Source organism: Pseudomonas sp. NFPP24 (assembly GCF_900112095.1).
Taxonomy (GTDB): domain Bacteria; phylum Pseudomonadota; class Gammaproteobacteria; order Pseudomonadales; family Pseudomonadaceae; genus Aquipseudomonas; species Aquipseudomonas extremorientalis.
This window is the reverse complement of the sequence record NZ_FOKD01000003.1, coordinates 77,876-95,984: the sequence shown is the minus strand read 5'-3', so window position 1 is coordinate 95,984 and position 18,109 is coordinate 77,876. Positions and strand designations below refer to the sequence as shown.

Genomic DNA, 18,109 nt, shown 5'->3' with positions numbered 1-18,109 from the left:
CCATCGGGGGCAAGCCCCCTCCCACATTTAGCTTCCATCAATCCATGGATTGGGAAAATCAGCCTTCTTCGAGCCACAATCGTATCGGTTTGCCCTCGGCCGGCCAGAACCGGGTCTGCTCGATCGGCGAGATATCCCAGCGCTGCACGCCTTGCAGGGCCTGGAAGAAGCGGTGTTCCTGTTCCATCAACGCTTCGGCGCAGAGTTTGCGGGTGCTGCCGATCTGGCCGAAGCTGAGCTTTTCACCGTCGACGGTGTAGGGCGCGAACCAATGGTTGCAGCCGCCGTTGCCATAGGCGCGACCATCGGCGCCGAGGGTGACGGTCAGGTGCGCGTAATCCATCAGCGGCCGCTCGCCAATCCATTCCACCACGTAGCTGTGATCCTGTTTGAGCTTGACCGCGTCGCCGGCACAGCCGGTCAGGCCCGCCCCGAGGGCGGCGAGCAGAAACAGGCCTCTCATTGCGCAGCCTTCTGGCATTTCGGGCAGCGGTGCTTGTCGCCCTCGCTGGTCCAGCCCAACTCGGCGATCCGCGCATTGGCGGCCGGTTGCAGCGGTTCTTTGGTCAGCTTGGTTTCCACCGCAAACTCGAAGTCCAACACGGCGTCGCAGCTGTCGCAGTTGACCTTCCAGGTGTGAATCTCCAACTCCCCGAACTTCGGCCCCTGGGCCATGGCGACCCACTGGCCCGCCGGGCGGATGGAGTAGCGCGCGTCACCTTCGACGGTGAGGCGCATCGACAGGGTTTTACTGCCGCGCAGGGAGACGATCAGAACGTCGCCATGCTTGATCGAGCCACCGTTGCCGGTGACCTGGTAACGGCCCGGCACCAGGGCGCGGCATTCGATCAGGGTGTGTTGCGGGCTCAGCAAACTGAAGCGGAAATCGTGTTCGGCCATGGATCCTCCAAATAGGCGCGGCATCCTATCACGGGTGCTGGCTCATCATGAGCCTGGTATGTAACCGCTGATCATCCTTCGACGAGGTTCTGTGCCCGGCCATCGGCCCAGGCGGCAATGTTGGCCAACGTCGTGCCGGCGATGGCGGCCAGGGCCTCGCGGGTCAGAAACGCCTGGTGGGCAGTGATGATCACGTTAGGGAAGGTCAGCAGGCGTGCGAGCACGTCGTCCTGCAAGGGCAGATCAGAGCGGTCCTCGAAAAACAACTGCGCTTCTTCCTCATAGACATCCAGACCGAGGTAGCCGAGCTGGCCGTCCTTGAGCGCCTTGATCAGCGCCGGGGTGTCGACCAGCCCACCGCGACCGGTGTTGATCAGCATCGCACCCGGTTGCATCTGCGCCAGGGAGCGGGCGTTGATCAGGTGTTTGCTGTCGGCGGTGAGCGGGCAGTGCAGGCTGATGATCTGCGCCTGGGCCAGCAGTTCGGGCAGGCTCACGTAGTGCGCGCCCTGGGCCTGGATCTGCGGGTTGGGGAAGGGGTCGTAGGCCAGCAGCCGGCAACCGAAGCCGGCCATGATATTGGCGAAGGTGGCGCCGATCTGTCCGGTGCCGACCACGCCGACGGTCTTGCCCACCAGGTCGAAACCGGTGAGGCCATGCAGGCTGAAATCGCCGTCGCGGGTACGGTTGCAGGCGCGGGGCAGGCGGCGGTTGAGGGCGAGGATCAGCGCGACGGCGTGTTCGGCCACCGCATGGGGCGAGTAGGCCGGTACGCGCACGATGGTCAGGCCCAGGCGCTTGGCGGCGGCCAGGTCCACATGGTTGTAGCCCGCCGAGCGCAGGGCGATCAACCGCGTGCCGCCCTTGGCCAACTGCTCCAGCACCGGGGCGCTGAGGTCATCGTTGATAAAGGCGCAGACTACCTCGTGATGTTCGGCCAAGGCCACGGTGTCGAGGTTGAGCCGGGCGGGCTGGAATTGCAGCTCCAGGCCTACGGGCAACGGTTCGCCGAGAAAGCTGTCGCGGTCGTAGGTTTGGCTGCTGAATAGAATCACGCGCATCAAAAGGCTCCCCGCAATTAATCAGTTGGAAACGCTGGACAACTGTGGGAGGGGGCTTGCCCCCGATTAGGGTGTGTCAGCTACAGATGCTTCGACTGATACGACGCTATCGGGGCAAGCCCCCTCCCACAGCTGATCGGCGTCAAAGTCTCTTCAGGCGCTGACCCGCGCCTCGCTGGCCAGCCGTGCAATCGCCATGTCCAGTTCGTCCAGCGCATGCATGGCCTTGGCGTCATCCTGCTTGAGCAGGGTTTCGGCACGGTGGCAGGCGGCGCGCAGTTGCGGTACGCCACAGTAACGGGTGGCGCCGTGCAGACGATGCACCCGTTCAATCAGGGCGTTGTTGTCGTTGGCGTCACGGGCAATGGTGATGGCGAGTCGGTCGGCTTCCAGGGAGGCAAGCAACATGGCGAGCATGTCTGCTGCCAAATCAGCCTTGCCGGCCGCCAGGCGCAGGCCTTCCTCGTGATCGAGCACCGGAAATTGCACGCCAGGGCCGAGGTTGTCGGTCGCGCGTTCCGGCCCCTGATTGCGCAGGGCCAGGCCGGTCCATTTCAACACCACCTGGGCCAGTTGGCGTTCGCTGATGGGTTTGGTCAGGTAGTCGTCCATGCCGCTTTGCAGCAAGGCGCGTTTTTCGTTGGCCATGGCGTGGGCGGTGAGGGCGACTACCGGCAATGGCGTGCCGCTGCGTTCGCTTTCCCACTGGCGGATCGCCTCGGTGCTTTGGCGGCCGTCCATGCCGGGCATTTGCACATCCATCAGCACCAGGTCGAAGGTGTCCTGCTTCACCGCGTCGATGGCCGCATAACCGCTTTCCACGGCGCGTACCCGGGCGCCCATGTCTTCCAGCAGGGTCTGGACCAGCAACAGGTTCGCCGGGTTGTCATCCACACACAGTACACGCGGTGCCCGGCTGGACAAGGGTTCGCCGGGTTCGCTGCGCGTGGGGCGCGGGCTGATCAGGTCGGACAAGGCACGCCGCAATTTGCGCGTACAGGCCGGCTTGGCCTGCAATTGGCTATTGGGATTGGGTACGGACTGATTGAACAGCATCTGTTCGGTGGTGGGGCACAGCACCAGCACTTTGCAGCCCAGGTGTTCGAGGTCCCACAGGTGCTGGTTGAGGCGCTCGGGCGGGATGTCGTTGGCAGTAACCCCAAGGACCGCAAGGTCAATGGCTTGCTCGGTCTGGTGGGCACTGGTAATGCCGTTGGTCAGGCTTTCCAGGCTGGTGAACGGCGTGACTTCCAGGCCGCAGTCTTCCAGTTGGTGTTGCAGCGCCTGGCGTGCCAGTTCGTGGTTTTCCAGCAAGGCGACACGATGGCCCAGCAGGGGCGCCGACGGCAGATCTTCCACGTCGTCGCGGGTCTTGGGCAGGTTGAGGCTGATCCAGAACTCCGAGCCTTCGCCCGGCGTGCTGTCGACGCCGATTTCGCCGCCCATCTGTTCGATCAGGCGCTTGGAAATCACCAGGCCCAAGCCCGTGCCGCCGGGTTGGCGCGACAGCGAGTTGTCGGCCTGGCTGAAGGCCTGGAACAGGGCACGCACGTCCTGGTTGGACAGGCCGATGCCGGTGTCCTGCACGCTGATGCGCAATTGCACGCTGTCTTCCTGCTCGTCCTCGATCATCGCTCGCGCCACGATGGTGCCTTCGCGGGTGAACTTGATCGCGTTGCTGATCAGGTTGGTGAGGATCTGCTTGAGGCGCAGCGGGTCGCCGACCAATGCCAGCGGCGTGTCGCGGTAGACCAGGCTGACCAGTTCGAGCTGTTTGGCATGGGCGGCGGGGGCGAGGATGGTCAGGGTGTCTTGCAGCAAGTCCCGCAGGTTGAACGGAATGCTGTCGAGGACCAGCTTGCCGGCTTCGATTTTCGAGAAGTCGAGGATCTCGTTGATGATGCCCAGCAGGTTGTCGGCGGATTTTTCGATGGTGCCCAGGTAGTCGAGTTGACGCGGGGTCAGCTCGCTCTTTTGCAGCAAGTGGGTAAACCCCAGGATGCCGTTGAGCGGCGTGCGGATCTCATGGCTCATGTTGGCCAGGAACTCCGACTTGATGCGACTGGCCTCCAGCGCCTCCTTGCGCGCCAGGTCCAGCTCGATGTTCTGGATCTCGATGGTTTCCAGGTTCTGGCGTACGTCTTCGGTGGCCTGGTCGATGCTGTGTTGCAGTTCTTCCTGGGCGTTCTGCAGGGTCTCGGCCATGCGGTTGATGCCAGAGGCGAGCTGGTCCAGTTCCTGGCTGCCCAGGGGCGGCAGGCGGGTTTCCAGGTTGCCGTCCTTGAGCTGGGCCACGGCTTGCTTGATCTGGCCGATCGGCGCGTTGATGGTGCGGCTGATGCGCAGGGCCAGTGCCGCGGTGCAGATCAGGCCGATGGCGATCAGCAGCAGGCTGGCGAACAGGCTGCGGTAGCCACGCAGCAACATGCCATTGTGGGACAGTTCCACCTCGACCCAGCCCAGCAGGCGGTCGGCTTCATCCGGGATCAGGTCGCCGGCGAGGTTGCGATGGCGGCCAAACACAGGCAGCAGGTAGCGCGTGGCGTCATTGCCGGTGCGTTGCAACAGGTGTGAGCTGTTGCCGATGGGTGCCTGGTTGAGCATGGTCGGGCCGGCGTGGGCGAGGGTCGCACGGTCCGGGCTGAGGAACGACACGGTGCGCACGTCCGGCTGCTCCAGGGACTGGGTGGCGATGCGCTCCAGCAGGTCGGTGTTGCGTGCACTCAAGGCGGGCGCCACCAGTGGCGCCAACTGCTCGGCGATCATTTCGCCACGTTGCAGCAACTGGGTCTGCAGTTCCGACAACTGCATCCAGGTGAAATAGCCGCCCAGCAACGAAGCCATCAGGCTGGTCGGTAATAAGGTCAGCAACAGTACGCGGCCTTTTATCCCCATTCTTGTCAGCACGCCACTCTCCTGCTACCACATTGATATCGATGATTCACACGGGCATCCGGCCCGCGCCACCTGCGCAGTGTAGCCATTTGCGCAGCGTGGAATCTTGCAAATTAATGACATACGGCAATCTTCGCGCCATTCGGCGCCCGGTGGCGATTGCCCGTGGCGGGGTAATCTTGAATAATCAGCCATTGAGAATGACTTGCAGATACTAATGAATCCCGCAGCAATTGGCCTACCCAGTATCCTGACTATTGAAGATGACCCCGTGCTGGGCGCTTATGTCCATGAGCACCTGGGCCGCTGTGGTTTCCACGTGACCTGGTGCCAGAATGGCCAGCAGGGCCTGCAGATGGCGCGCGAGCAGGCCTTTGACGTGGTGTTGATGGATATCCTGTTGCCGGGGATGGACGGCCTGTCGATCCTCACTCATCTGCGCCAGAGCCGTTCGATCCCGGTGATCCTGATGTCTGCACTGGGCGCCGAAGCCGATCGCATCAGTGGTTTTCGCCTGGGGGCCGATGACTATCTGCCCAAGCCGTTCAGCATGATCGAGCTGCGCGTACGCATCGAAGCCATCCTGCGCCGGGTGGCCCTCGACCGCCGTCCGCTGCCGATCTCGGCGCCGGTGCACGACGATGCCCGCACCCTGCGTTTCGATGATGAACGGTGTGATGTCTTCCATCTTGACCACTGGGCCGGCTTGACCCGCAGCGAATTCCGCCTGCTGGAAACCCTGCATCGCAACAGCGAAGAAGTCCTCAGCAAACCTTTCCTGTACCAGCATGTGCTGCAACGCGGTTATGCGCCCCATGACCGCAGCCTCGACATGCATATCAGCCAGATCCGCCGCAAGCTCAAGGCGATCAACTACACCGAGCGCGAAGTGCGCACGGTGTGGGGCAAGGGCTATGTGCTGAGCGGTCACGATGACGGGCTTTGAACGCCCCTTGAAACGGCTGCCAGGCCGGCACTCGTTATTCTGGAAGCTGGCCTGCCTGCTGATCGCCTTTTGCTTGCTGATGATCTGGCTCAGTTGGTCCTGGGGCCGCTACATGGAGCAGAAGAACGCCTACCTGTCCGATGAGGCGCGAGGCACCTTGAGTGGTTATGCGGTCGCGGCTGAGCAGGCGTGGAGTCGCGATGGCAGTGTCGGCGTCGACGCTTGGCTGCAGGCGATGGGCAAGCGTGAAAGTACCTGGATAGGCGTGATCGGCAATGACCTGCAATCGTTGAGCAGCATCCCGCTGAGCGACAACGAAAGCCAGCGACTGACCTTTCTGCGTGGGTTGGATTGGCCGGTGAGCCGGCATGTCAAAGGCCTGCCATGGCTGAAGATCCCGTTTCCGACCGACCCCCATGCGGGGTCGCTGGTGATCGAGTTACCCCAGCGCTTTATGCCGGGGCGCTACCAACTGTTCTGGCGAGTGGTGACCAACGGGGTGATTCCCGGCCTGTTTACCCTGTTGCTGTGCATCGGCCTGTATCGGCTGCTGATCATGCCCCTCAATCAACTGCGCGAGCAGGCCAATGCCTGGCGCGCCGATCAGTTGAATACGCGGTTGTCCCACGACGCTACCAGTCGCCAGGATGAGTTGGGCGAACTGGGGCGAGCGTTCGACCATATGTCCGAGCGTTTGCAGGGCACCGTGGTGTTGCAGCAACAGTTGCTGCGAGACATGTCCCATGAGCTGCGCACCCCGCTGAGTCGACTGCGAGTGGCCTGTGACAGTGAGCAAGACCTGACGCAGTTGCGCGAGCGGCTCGGCCGTGAAATCGACGCGATGCAACGCCTGGTGGAAGACAGCCTGCAACTGGCCTGGCTCGACACCGAACGGGCGCCGCTGCCCCAGGAAGCTATCCAGCTTCAAGCGCTGTGGGACATGTTGCGCGAAAACGCCTGCTATGAGAGCGACTGGCCAGCGTCGCGGCTGCCATGCCTGCTGGGGGTGGACTGCTGGGTGCGAGGCAACCTGAATGCGTTGGCCCAGGCTTTGGAAAACATCTTGCGCAACGCTATCCGCCATTCACCGTCGGGCGGTGTGGTCAGCCTGGACGGGCGTCGCGAAGGTGATGGTTGGCATGTCTGGCTGGAGGATCAGGGCGGCGGGATCGATGAAGGGGATCTGGAACGGATCTTCGCGCCTTTTACTCGCCTGGACGGTTCACGCCCCGGCGATGGCGGCTTCGGACTGGGCCTGAGCATCGCCCGCAACGCCGTGCAGCGCCAGGACGGCAGCCTGTGGGCGGAAAATACCGGGCAAGGCCTGCGCGTGCACCTGCGCTTGCGGGCCTGCTAAGCGCGACGCTGTTTGCGCTTTTTCCACTGGTGGCCCACCCACCAGCGCCAGTAGCCCATGGTCAGGCAATAGGCGAGCGCGCCCAGCACCAGCCCCAACACCACTGAACCCAGCAGGAACGGCTGCCACAAAGTGCTCAGTTGGCCACTGATCCATTCCCAGGTCAGATCGTCGGGCAGGCTGCGCGGTGGCACGTTCATCAGCCAGGCGCCGGTCATGTAGGTGCAGATAAAGACCACCGGCATGGTGATCGGGTTGGTCAGCCACACCAGGCTGACAGCGATGGGCATGTTGCCGCGCACGGTGATCGCCAGGACCGCAGCTAACAGCATCTGCAAGGGGATTGGGATAAACGCGGCGAACAAACCCACGGCCATTGCGCGTGCGACCGAGTGTCGGTTCAGGTGCCAGAGGTTCGGGTCATGCAGCAACGTGCCGAGAAACTGTAATGACTTATGTTCCCTGATACTCGTGGGATCGGGCATGTACCGTTTGAATAAGCGCCGGGGCATAAGGGATCCAGGTCAGTTCGAGGGGCAAGTATGCCCGCATTCTATAAACAGAAAATTCAGACTTTGTGACAAAACATCATAGGCCGCCCTGGGCATCCGGCTAAGACTGAGTGGATCACTTGAAAAGGATGATTCATGAAGACAGGGATGTGCGCGTTTGCGCTGGGGCTACTGGCCCTGCGTTTTTTGCCGGCGTTGCCGCCTATGGGATGGCTGGTTGCCTGGCCGGTGCTGGCGTTGATGTTGTTGCCGTTTCGTACCTACCCAGTGGCCTTTTTCCTGCTGGGGCTGAGTTGGGCATGCCTCAGCGCGCAGTGGGCGCTGGATGATCGTCTGATGCCTGCGCTGGACGGCCAGACGCGCTGGCTGGAGGGCCGGGTGATCGGGTTGCCGCGACAGACGGGCGAAGGTGTGCGCTTCGAATTGGCCGATAGCCGGTCGCGCAATGCCCGCTTACCCAAACGCATCCGCGTGTCCTGGCGTGGCGGGCCGCCGGTGCGCAGCGGTGAACGTTGGCGCCTGGCGGTTACCCTCAAGCGTCCGACCGGGTTGCTGAATTTCCACGGGTTTGATCAGGAAGCCTGGCTGTTGGCCCAACGCATCGGCGCCACGGGCTCGGTCAAGGATGGCGAGCGCCTGGCGCCAGCCCGCAATGCCTGGCGCGACAGCGTGCGTCAGCGCCTGCTGGCCGTGGATGCCCAAGGCCGGGAAGCAGGCCTGGTTGCCCTGGTACTGGGCGACGGCTCAGGGTTGGCCGCTGCCGACTGGCACGTGTTGCAGGACACGGGCACCGTGCATCTGCTGGTCATTTCCGGCCAGCACATCGGTTTGCTGGCGGGTTTGATCTATGGGCTGATCGCCGGGTTGGCCCGCTACGGTTGCTGGCCGCGAACCTGGCCGTGGTTGCCCTGGGCGTGTGGCCTGGCGTTCAGCGCTGCGTTGGGCTACGGCTGGCTCGCAGGGTTTGGCGTGCCGGTGCAACGGGCTTGTGTGATGGTCGGGTTGGTGTTGGTGTGGCGGCTGCGCTTCCGGCATCTGGGGCTGTGGTGGCCGTTGCTGCTGGCGCTCAACGGGGTGCTGGTGCTGGAGCCGTTGGCCAGTTTGCAGCCCGGGTTCTGGTTGTCGTTTGCGGCGGTGGCGGTGCTGATTCTGGCGTTTGGTGGGCGGTTGGGGCCGTGGAGCCTGTGGCAGGCATGGACCCGACCGCAGTGGCTGATTGCCATTGGGCTGTTTCCGGTGTTGTTGGTATTGGGACTGCCCATCAGCCTGAGCGCACCGCTGGCCAACCTCGTGGCTGTGCCGTGGATCAGCCTGGTGGTGTTGCCGCTGGCGCTATCGGGGACCGCATTGCTGCCATTGCCATTTATTGGCGAAGGTCTTCTGTGGCTGGCGGGCGGCGCTCTGGATGGTTTGTTCAGGGGGCTGGCGTGGCTCGCCGGACACATGCCGGCCTGGATCCCGGCGCAAGTACCATTGGGTTACTGGCTGGTGAGTCTGCTGGGTGCCGTGTTGCTACTGCTGCCCAAGGGCGTGCCGTTTCGCGTATTAGGCTGGCCGATGCTGTTGCTGGCGGTGTTCCCTCCGCGAGAACTGGTGCCCCACGGGCAGATGGAGGTGGTGCAGTTGGACGTGGGGCAGGGGCAGTCGCTGATTCTGCGCACGCGCCACCATGCATTGCTTTACGACGCCGGACCGCGTACCGGAACCTTTGATCTGGGCGCGCGCGTGGTGCTGCCGTCGTTACGAAAACTCGGGGTGAGGGCATTGGACCTGATGCTGCTCAGCCACGCCGATGCGGATCATGCCGGCGGCGCGGCGGCGATTGCCAAGGGCATACCGATCAAGCGCGTGGTGGGCGGGGAAACCGATGGGCTGCCGGCATTTATCGGTACGCAACCTTGCGTCAGCGGCGAGCGATGGACCTGGGACGGGGTAACGTTCGAACTCTGGCAGTGGCCTGGCGCCATCAATGGTAACGCAAAGTCCTGCGTGTTGCAGGTGCAGGCCAATGGCGAGCGCCTGTTGCTGACCGGCGACATCGACCGCGAAGCCGAACAGGCCATGCTCGCGTCGCCTCTGGCGGTGCCCACCGAGTGGCTGCAGGCGCCCCACCATGGCAGTCGCAGCTCTTCGTCCTGGGCGTTTGTCGAGCGGCTCTCCCCCCGTAATGTGCTGATCTCGCGGGGGCGCGGCAATGCGTTCGGCCATCCCCATCCGCAGGTGCTGGAACGTTACCAACGGCTCGGCAGCCAAGTGTATGACAGCGCCGAGCAGGGGGCCGTGCGTGTGCAGCTGGGAGCATTCGCGCCACCGGTCGTTGCGCGCAGTCAACGCAGGTTCTGGCGCGAGCGCTTACCCTAGGGGTTCAAGGCCTCGGCGGATGGGGGTCTGTGGCCGACGCACCTATATGGTAAAGTGGCGCACTTTTTCGAGGGGACATTCACTGTGTGGGAATTGGTCAAATCCGGCGGCTGGATGATGTTGCCGATCATCATGAGCTCCATCGCCGCACTCGGCATCGTCGCCGAACGCCTGTGGACCCTGCGCGCCAGCCGCGTGACCCCCGAGCATCTGCTGGGGCAGGTCTGGGGCTGGATCAAGAACAAGCAACTGGACAAGGAAAAGCTCAAGGAACTGCGCGCCAACTCCCCGTTGGGTGAGATCCTTGCCGCAGGCCTGGCCAATTCCAAGCATGGTCGCGAGATCATGAAGGAGTGCATCGAAGAGGCCGCCGCCCGCGTCATTCATGAACTGGAGCGCTACATCAACGCCCTCGGCACCATCGCCGCCATGGCGCCATTGCTCGGCTTGCTCGGCACGGTGTTGGGCATGATCGACATTTTCAGTTCGTTCATGGGCTCCGGCATGACCACCAACGCGGCCGTGCTGGCCGGTGGTATCTCCAAGGCACTGATCACTACGGCGGCCGGCCTGATGGTGGGTATTCCTTCGGTGTTCTTCCACCGTTTCCTGCAACGCCGCATTGATGAGCTGGTGGTGGGCATGGAGCAGGAAGCCATCAAGTTGGTGGAAGTGGTGCAGGGCGACCGCGACGTGGATCTGGTTGGGGGCAAAGCGTGAAGTTTCGCCGCAAGCAACGGGAAAATGTCGATATCAACCTCGCGTCGCTGATCGACGTGGTGTTTATCCTGCTGCTGTTTTTTGTCGTCACCACGACTTTCACCCGGCAAACCGAGCTGCGCGTCGACCTGCCGGAAGCCGTGAGCGGTTCGCCGGCCGAAGACCAGCAAGTCAAGCAACTGGACATCGCCATCAGCGCCGACGGGGTGTTTTCGGTGAATAACCAATTGCTGGAGAAAAACGACCTTGCCAGCTTGATGGAAGCCTTGCAGAAAGAGTCCGGCGGCGACACGCAGTTGCCGCTGTCCATCAGTGCCGATGGCAAGACCCAGCACCAGGCTGTGATCACCGCGATGGACGCTGCCGGCAAGCTCGGTTTCAGCCACTTGCGCATGAGTACCGTCGAGGCGGCGAGCCAACCCTGATGGCCATGTCCGATCGTTTGCTCAAGGCCTGGTACGAGGGCCATCCGGCACTTTCGCTACTGCGGCCGCTGGAGTCCCTGTATCGCCGGGTGGTGCAGCGCAAGCGCGCACGGTTCCTGGCGGGAGAGGGTGATATTTACCAATCGCCGGTGCCGGTGGTGGTGGTCGGTAATATTACCGTGGGCGGCACCGGCAAGACGCCGTTGATCCTGTGGTTGATCGAACACTGTCGGCGCAGCGGCTTGCGTGTGGGTGTGGTCAGTCGCGGTTATGGCGCCAAGCCACCACAGTTGCCGTGGCGGGTCGAAGCCAGCCACAGCGCCGAGGTGGCGGGTGACGAACCGTTATTGATCGTGCAGCGCTGCGGCGTACCTTTGATGATCGATCCCGATCGCAGCCGTGCGGTCAAGGCGCTGCTGGCCAGCGACACTCTGGACCTGATCCTCTCCGACGACGGCCTGCAGCATTACCGCCTGGCCCGCGACCTTGAACTGGTGCTGATCGATGCCGCCCGTGGCCTGGGCAACCGTCGCTGCCTGCCGGCGGGGCCGCTGCGCGAACCGGTGGAGCGTTTGCAGAGTGTCGATGCGTTGCTGTACAACGGCGCCGCCGACGACCGCGAGGACGGCTTTGCCTTTCGTTTGCAGCCTACTGCACTGGTCAACCTGCAAACCGGCGAGCGTCGGCCAGTGGATCATTTTGCGGCGGGCCAGCAGGTGCATGCGGTCGCCGGCATCGGCAACCCGCAACGTTTCTTCAATACCCTTGAAACGCTACACTGGCAGCCGATACCCCATGGGTTTGCCGACCACGCGACTTACAGTGCTGAGGTCCTGAGTTTTACGCCGTCATTGCCGCTGGTCATGACCGAGAAGGACGCGGTGAAGTGCCGCGCCTTCGCCCAGCCCGACTGGTGGTACCTTGCGGTGGATGCGCTGCCGTCGCCGGCGTTCGTCGCCTGGTTCGACACGCAGCTGATGCGTCTGTTGCCTGCCCGTCTTTTGCCTTAAACCGCTTTTTTCCAGGAAACACTCATGGACACCAAACTGCTCGACATCCTCGCTTGCCCGATCTGCAAAGGCCCGCTCAAGCTCAGCGCCGACAAAACCGAGCTGATCAGCAAAGGCGCCGGCCTGGCGTACCCGATCCGTGATGGCATCCCGGTGATGCTGGAAAGCGAAGCCCGTACCCTGACCACCGATGAGCGCCTGGATAAATGACCACCGCCTTTACCGTTGTCATTCCCTCCCGCTATGCGTCGACCCGCCTGCCGGGCAAACCGCTGCAACTGATCGGCAACAAGCCGATGATCCAGCTGGTGTGGGAGCAGGCCTGCAAAAGCAGCGCCGAGCGCGTAGTGGTGGCCACCGATGACCCACGCATCATCGAGGCCTGCAAAGGCTTCGGCGCCGAGGCGGTGCTGACGCGTGAAGACCACAACTCCGGCACCGACCGCCTGGCTGAAGTGGCCACAAAGCTCGGCCTGGCGCCCGACGCCATCGTGGTCAACGTGCAAGGTGACGAACCGTTGATCCCGCCCGGCGTTATCGACCAGGTGGCCGCCAACCTGGCCGCCCATGGCGAAGCGCGCATGGCGACCCTGGCTGAGCCGATCGAAGACGTCGAGACCCTGTTCAATCCGAATGTGGTCAAGGTGGTCAGCGATGTCAACGGCCTGGCGCTGACGTTCAGCCGTTCGACCCTGCCGTGGGCACGCGATGCGTTTGCCAAGCAACCGGATGTAATGCCGGAAGGCGTGCCGTATCGCCGTCACATCGGCATTTATGCCTACCGCGCCGGTTTCCTGCATGACTTCGTCAGTTGGGGCCCGTGCTGGCTGGAAAACACCGAATCCCTGGAGCAACTGCGGGCGCTGTGGCACGGCGTGCGCATCCACGTGGGCGATGCACTGGAAGCGCCGCCGGCTGGTGTCGACACTCCCGAAGACCTTGAGCGCGTCCGTCGCCTGCTGGGGGCCTGATGGAGGTTTTGTTTGTCTGCCTGGGCAATATCTGCCGCTCGCCCACCGCAGAAGGCGTGCTGCGCCACAAACTGCGCGAAGCGGGGCTGACTGGGCAGGTCGATGTCGCGTCCGCCGGCACCGGTGAGTGGCATGTCGGCAACCCGCCGGACCAACGCAGCCAACGTGCGGCGTTGGCCCGCGGCTACGATCTGTCGGCCCAGCGTGCCCGGCAGGTCTCCCGCGCCGACTTTGCGCGCTATGACCTGATCCTGGCCATGGATCACAGCAACCTGCGCAACCTCAAGGCGATGCAGCCGGGGCAGGGCAAGGCGGAGCTGGACCTGTTCCTGCGCCGTTACGATGCCGAAGTGGACGAAGTGCCAGATCCGTACTACGAAGGTGAACAAGGCTTCGAACGGGTCCTGGACCTGATCGAACAGGCCTGTGATTTATTGGTGATCGAATTGAAGGGGCGGTTATGACCTTGCAGGTGCTTGCGCAGGTATCGCTCAAGCCATTCAACAGTTTTGGCATTGATGTGCATGCCCAGCTGTTCGCCGAGGCCCACAGCGACAGCGATGTGCGTGAGGCCCTCACCTATTCCACCGCACACAATGTGCCGTTGCTGGTGATCGGCGGCGGTAGCAACCTGTTGCTGACCCAGGACATTCCGGCGCTGGTGCTGCGCATGGCCACCCAGGGCATTCGTGTGCTGCACGACGACGGCCTGCACGTGGTGGTCGAGGCCGAGGCGGGCGAAGCCTGGCACCCCTTCGTGCTGTGGACCCTGGACCAAGGTTTCTGTGGCCTGGAAAACCTCAGCCTGATCCCCGGCACCGTCGGCGCCGCGCCCATGCAGAACATCGGTGCCTACGGTGTCGAGATCAAGGATGTATTCGCTGGCCTGACCGCCCTGGACCGCCGCACCGGCGAACTGCGCGACTTCAGCCTGGAAGAATGCAACTTTGCCTACCGTGACAGCCTGTTCAAGCACGAGACCGGGCGCTGGCTGATCCTGCGCGTGCGCTTCGCCCTCAGCCGCGCCAGCCACCTGAAACTCGACTACGGCCCGGTGCAGCAGCGCCTGGCGGCGCAGGGGATCACCGAGGCGACGCCGAGCGACGTCAGCCGTGCCATCTGCAGCATTCGCCGTGAAAAACTGCCGGATCCGGCGGAGCTTGGCAATGCCGGCAGCTTCTTCAAGAACCCGTTGGTCTCCCAGGTGCTGGCGGCTGAGCTGCAGGCGCTGTATCCGGACCTGGTGGCCTACCCGCAACCTGACGGGCAGATGAAACTCGCGGCCGGCTGGTTGATCGACAAGGCGGGCTGGAAGGGCTTCCGTGAGGGAGACGCCGGCGTGCACAAACTGCAGGCGCTGGTGCTGGTCAACTATGGCGCCGCCTCGGGGCATGACATTGCCAACCTGGCCCGCCGCATTCAGCGAGACATTCTGGAGCGCTTCAAGGTCGATCTGGAAATGGAACCCAACCAGTACTGATCTTCTGAAAACAAAAATGCCCCGCATCTTTCGATGCGGGGCATTTTTATTGAGGCAAGTAATCAGTCATCGCGGCTCATGATGCCGAAGATCTGCAACAGGCTGATGAACAGGTTGTAGATCGATACATACAGGCTGATGGTCGCCATGATGTAGTTACGTTCACCACCGTGGATGATCGCGCTGGTCTGGAACAGGATGCACACCGAGGAGAACAGCACGAAACCTGCGCTGATCGCCAGTTGCAGCCCGCTGATCTGGAAGAACATGCCCGCAACCACTGCCGCCAGCAACACGAAGAAACCAACGGTGATGAAACCACCCAGGAAGCTCATGTCCTTGCGGGAGATCAGCACATAGGCCGACAGACCACCAAACACCAGCGCCGTCATGGCAAACGCCGAGCTGACCACTTCCGCGCCGCCGGCCATGCCGAGGTAACGGTTGAGGATCGGGCCGAGGATAAAGCCCATGAAGCCGGTCAGGGCAAATGCCGACACTAGGCCCCACGCAGAGTCGCGCAGTTTGTTGGTGAGGAAGAACAGGCCATAGAAGCCGATCAGCACCACAAAGATATTCGGGTAGCCAACGCGCATCTGCTGGGCCACGAACGCCATCACGCCGCTGAATGCGAGGGTCAGGGCGAGCAAGCCATAGGTGTTGCGCAACACGCGGCTGACTTCAAGCTGCTCAGCCTGCGCGTTACCATTCACTGCGTAATTCTGTTCGCGCATGGCGACACTCCTTCAGTTTTGAAACGTTCAGTCGCAAAGATCATAACAGACGCTCTGTAACAAGCTATGGCGAGAGTTTGACAGTGTGTTTCATTCGGGTATTATGGCGCCCGCTGAGACGGGATAGGCTACTATAATCCTGTGATGCACAAGGGAAATTGGCAGAGTGGTTGAATGCACCGGTCTTGAAAACCGGCGGACGTTAATAGCGTCTCCAGGGTTCGAATCCCTGGTTTCCCGCCAAGATTCAAACGAAAGCCCCGCGAATGCGGGGCTTTTGTGTTTCTGGGGTTTGGTGCGGCTACCCCGCTTCAAGCCTGATCGTTTCCGCATCATTCAGGCGGTTTGCGATTGGGGCAGGTGCAGTAGTCACGACCTCCTTCTTGTGTGTGTATCGCTGACGCTAGCGCGCTCGCGAACGTTTTTTCGACGAGTGACGTGTCTAGATCAATGGTTCCGTGAGTATTGGGGTTGTCACCTCGAGCTTCGGCGTCTACCCTGAAAATGTATGGATTGTTACGAATAATTTCGGAGGCGCCAGTTTTTGAGGCGCGATACTTCAGGACGAGGAACGAAACATGTTTTCACACGAGGGTCCCGCAATAGAGCTGTTGCTGTTCGTTTTTGGTCTGGCTGGCGTACTGCTCGTCGCTTGGTTTATTCATCATCAATACGAACGTAAAAACGGGAAGGGCGTTAAAAAACAACAAAATCGTAGCGAGGGTCGCTCAACCTAAGGTCCTTTCGGCTATATCCATTCGAGCCAGTCGTTTCCGGCTGGCTTTCAATGACTACTCCTCTACAGAACAGATCCAGCGATGATTGTGCCGATATGGCGCACGGATGAAATGGACGTCTGAAACCATCTTCATCCCGCGTCCCTGAAGCGCTTGGGTCAGTTGTACGAGTGTCTCTGCTTGGATAGTCATTGCTGTCACCTCATCAGATTTACTGCGTTCATAATTCCTGACCGGACGGACAACTGACTAATTCAAATTTTCTACAGCGCTGATTGATGTATGAATCACATTGGGGGTGAACTGCGTGTACCATTCCTGCCAAGCTTTTCCTCGTCATCTCTTTGATTTTTTACTACTATTGTTCACCTGCGCACTCAAGGAAGAGCGGCTGAGCGCCTTGAGTCTGGTAGAAAATGTACGCTCGATCATGGATTGAGTGATGACTTTTACCCAGAACCTAACGACTCAGCCAACCCCAAATACCTCTTGGTGAAACCGATGAATAAAATGTGTGGCATCGTTGTAGTGGTAGGTCTTGCTCTCTCGGGATGCGCTACGAAAAACCCAGAAAAACCTAAAGAGACTCCCCCTCCAGCCGTCGTCCATGAAGCACCCGCTGAAGCCGCGCCTTCGACACCACCAGAAAATTTCACTGTGCGATATGAGGCTGCACCTGCGAACCCACGTCCTGTAGCCCCAATCAATGTCTCCCAGGAGGCTGCTCAGGAAGAATCTGAAACAAACTTGAACCAGAATCGCGCCGAGCAATGCCGTAAAGAGCTCGATGTTCTAAGGGTGTACAACAAGGCGTCTTACGATAAATACGAGGCGCAATACCAGGCCATTGCTGCCAAGACGGCCAAGTACATGGAAGTCAAAGACTCGTTGGGTCCTGATTTGAACTACATGGTCATGCCGGCCTATCAATTTCAAATTCGTGAGTTCTGCTTCCGGGTCAAGACCCGTTTGACGGAGCTTGTGCTTCGCCAAGCCAAATAATCGTTCCACGTCAGGGTGAGTCTTTTGCCAGTTGAAACGCTGAAAAAGATGTTCATTTCTGGTTGATTTGCCCAGGACTACAAAAGCCAATGCCCCGACACGTCGGGGCATTGGCTTTTAATCGGCGCGCGCGGTGTTGATCAGTCGCAAACCGCTGCCTCCTCACCCGGTACATCTCCCCACCCGCATGGCTCAACAGGGCATCGGCATCCAGCTCATCCTCCCCGGAAAAAAGACCACGCCGATACTGCAGCCGGTTGTCCAAGACACCTGCCCAAACGTATGATCAGGCCGGGCGTCCTCTACGGTCGCCGGGACTCACCCCCTTTTCAAGGACACGAGCATGCAAAAGCACTTCGGCAATTCAGGCCTGTTCAAGGCTGCTTCGTATCGTTGCAACAAAACCCTCGGCAATGGCATCGCCCGCTGGGAGTTGAACAACAGTGCGTTGAATACGAAGGAGTTTTTGATATGTCCAAAGAACTACTCGGAGTTTCTGCTCTAGGGTTGATGGTCCTTGGTGAATTTTGTGCAATCTACAGCGAGGTAATCACCGCCCGGCTGGCTCAGGCGGGCGACGGTTCATGGCAGGCGTTCGTCATGCCGGTGGTGGTGATGTGTTTTGCCGGGCTTTGCCTGCTGGGAGCTTACTGGCTGGGGTATCGGGCGGTCGGTGATATCTGGGTGGTGACAGTCGTTTCCATCACCTCGTTATTGCTGCTGGAGCCTGTGGTGATCTGGGCGCTGTTCCAGGAAATGCCCGGGCGAGGTGCCCTGATCGGGTTTTGCCTGGGGGCTCTGGGCATGCTGGCCACGGTCTTGCTGTAGTTGCACGTTCTGGCCCGGCCAATGGGTGTCGGGCCAGATGCTGAGGGTGTTGCAGGCAATACCTTCCTGCGCCGCAGCCGCGGCTGAATTTGAAGTCGGTGACACGTTGTTCAGCAAAAAAGCTGAGCTACCGAAAGCAGGCAAATCATTTGAACAACCATTTGCGCCCG

At 61.3% G+C, this 18,109-nt stretch carries 18 protein-coding genes and 1 tRNA gene; 13 read left to right on the top strand and 6 right to left on the bottom strand.

Annotated elements, in window-relative coordinates; all coding sequences use genetic code 11:
- Positions 1-58: 58 nt before the first annotated feature.
- The 4 genes from BM026_RS07230 to BM026_RS07215 all read right to left on the bottom strand — a co-directional run bounded on the left by BM026_RS07230 (position 59) and on the right by BM026_RS07215 (position 4,868).
- Positions 59-463 (bottom strand): META domain-containing protein, encoded by a 405-nt coding sequence (locus BM026_RS07230; protein WP_071491873.1) that lies wholly within the window; start codon positions 461-463, stop codon positions 59-61.
- Positions 460-900: a hypothetical protein gene (locus BM026_RS07225; RefSeq protein WP_071491872.1), complete on the bottom strand. Its 441-nt coding sequence runs from the start codon at positions 898-900 to the stop codon at positions 460-462. The genes BM026_RS07230 and BM026_RS07225 overlap by 4 nt, the downstream gene beginning before the upstream one ends.
- Before the next feature lie 71 nt (positions 901-971).
- Positions 972-1,961 (bottom strand): 2-hydroxyacid dehydrogenase, encoded by a 990-nt coding sequence (locus BM026_RS07220; RefSeq protein ID WP_093527825.1) that lies wholly within the window; start codon positions 1,959-1,961, stop codon positions 972-974.
- Between the two features lie 153 nt (positions 1,962-2,114).
- Positions 2,115-4,868, bottom strand: a complete 2,754-nt coding sequence (locus BM026_RS07215) for a response regulator (RefSeq protein WP_093527823.1) — start codon at positions 4,866-4,868, stop codon at positions 2,115-2,117.
- 205 nt (positions 4,869-5,073) lie between these two features.
- On the opposite strand from BM026_RS07215, the gene BM026_RS07210 reads away from it, so the two are divergent.
- Both BM026_RS07210 and BM026_RS07205 read left to right on the top strand, forming a co-directional pair.
- Positions 5,074-5,802 (top strand): response regulator transcription factor, encoded by a 729-nt coding sequence (locus BM026_RS07210; protein WP_093527820.1) that lies wholly within the window; start codon positions 5,074-5,076, stop codon positions 5,800-5,802.
- Positions 5,789-7,159 (top strand): sensor histidine kinase, encoded by a 1,371-nt coding sequence (locus BM026_RS07205; RefSeq protein ID WP_093527817.1) that lies wholly within the window; start codon positions 5,789-5,791, stop codon positions 7,157-7,159. Before BM026_RS07210 ends, BM026_RS07205 begins: the two co-directional genes overlap by 14 nt.
- Here BM026_RS07205 and BM026_RS07200 read toward each other — a convergent pair.
- Positions 7,156-7,671 carry a DUF2062 domain-containing protein gene (locus BM026_RS07200; RefSeq protein ID WP_092245135.1) on the bottom strand — a complete coding sequence of 172 codons (516 nt, stop codon included), beginning with the start codon at positions 7,669-7,671 and terminating at the stop codon, positions 7,156-7,158. The genes BM026_RS07205 and BM026_RS07200 overlap by 4 nt on opposite strands.
- A gap of 135 nt (positions 7,672-7,806) precedes the next feature.
- On the opposite strand from BM026_RS07200, the gene BM026_RS07195 reads away from it, so the two are divergent.
- From BM026_RS07195 to murB, 8 genes are all read left to right on the top strand, one after another.
- On the top strand, positions 7,807-10,032 hold the full coding sequence (locus BM026_RS07195; RefSeq protein WP_256575501.1) for a DNA internalization-related competence protein ComEC/Rec2: 2,226 nt from the start codon (positions 7,807-7,809) through the stop codon (positions 10,030-10,032).
- An 84-nt stretch (positions 10,033-10,116) separates the two neighbouring features.
- Entirely contained in the window at positions 10,117-10,752 is a 636-nt protein-coding gene (locus BM026_RS07190) for a MotA/TolQ/ExbB proton channel family protein (protein ID WP_058425437.1), read from the top strand.
- The gene (locus BM026_RS07185; protein WP_058425436.1) at positions 10,749-11,177 is read left to right on the top strand and encodes an ExbD/TolR family protein; all 429 of its coding nucleotides are present in this window, start codon (positions 10,749-10,751) and stop codon (positions 11,175-11,177) included. Before BM026_RS07190 ends, BM026_RS07185 begins: the two co-directional genes overlap by 4 nt.
- The gene (gene lpxK, locus BM026_RS07180; RefSeq protein WP_093527811.1) at positions 11,177-12,187 is read left to right on the top strand and encodes a tetraacyldisaccharide 4'-kinase; all 1,011 of its coding nucleotides are present in this window, start codon (positions 11,177-11,179) and stop codon (positions 12,185-12,187) included. Before BM026_RS07185 ends, lpxK begins: the two co-directional genes overlap by 1 nt.
- A gap of 24 nt (positions 12,188-12,211) precedes the next feature.
- A complete protein-coding gene (locus tag BM026_RS07175; protein ID WP_003174668.1) occupies positions 12,212-12,397 on the top strand; it encodes a Trm112 family protein in 186 nt (61 codons plus the stop codon).
- Positions 12,394-13,158, top strand: a complete 765-nt coding sequence (gene kdsB, locus BM026_RS07170) for a 3-deoxy-manno-octulosonate cytidylyltransferase (protein WP_093527808.1) — start codon at positions 12,394-12,396, stop codon at positions 13,156-13,158. The genes BM026_RS07175 and kdsB overlap by 4 nt, the downstream gene beginning before the upstream one ends.
- Positions 13,158-13,622 carry a low molecular weight protein-tyrosine-phosphatase gene (locus tag BM026_RS07165; protein WP_071491863.1) on the top strand — a complete coding sequence of 155 codons (465 nt, stop codon included), beginning with the start codon at positions 13,158-13,160 and terminating at the stop codon, positions 13,620-13,622. The genes kdsB and BM026_RS07165 overlap by 1 nt, the downstream gene beginning before the upstream one ends.
- The gene (gene murB / locus BM026_RS07160) at positions 13,619-14,638 is read left to right on the top strand and encodes a UDP-N-acetylmuramate dehydrogenase (protein ID WP_092245147.1); all 1,020 of its coding nucleotides are present in this window, start codon (positions 13,619-13,621) and stop codon (positions 14,636-14,638) included. Before BM026_RS07165 ends, murB begins: the two co-directional genes overlap by 4 nt.
- A 62-nt stretch (positions 14,639-14,700) precedes the next feature.
- Here murB and BM026_RS07155 read toward each other — a convergent pair whose 3' ends face one another.
- Complete coding sequence (locus BM026_RS07155) at positions 14,701-15,372, bottom strand: Bax inhibitor-1/YccA family protein (RefSeq protein ID WP_093123758.1); 672 nt, start codon at positions 15,370-15,372, stop codon at positions 14,701-14,703.
- A 152-nt stretch (positions 15,373-15,524) separates the two neighbouring features.
- On the opposite strand from BM026_RS07155, the gene BM026_RS07150 reads away from it, so the two are divergent.
- From BM026_RS07150 to BM026_RS07140, 3 genes are all read left to right on the top strand, one after another.
- A tRNA-Ser gene (locus BM026_RS07150) sits at positions 15,525-15,615 on the top strand.
- Between the two features lie 929 nt (positions 15,616-16,544).
- Positions 16,545-17,111 carry a hypothetical protein gene (locus BM026_RS29325; protein WP_256575500.1) on the top strand — a complete coding sequence of 189 codons (567 nt, stop codon included), beginning with the start codon at positions 16,545-16,547 and terminating at the stop codon, positions 17,109-17,111.
- Between the two features lie 510 nt (positions 17,112-17,621).
- Positions 17,622-17,939 (top strand): hypothetical protein, encoded by a 318-nt coding sequence (locus tag BM026_RS07140; RefSeq protein WP_170856081.1) that lies wholly within the window; start codon positions 17,622-17,624, stop codon positions 17,937-17,939.
- The last annotated feature ends 170 nt before the right edge of the window (positions 17,940-18,109 follow it).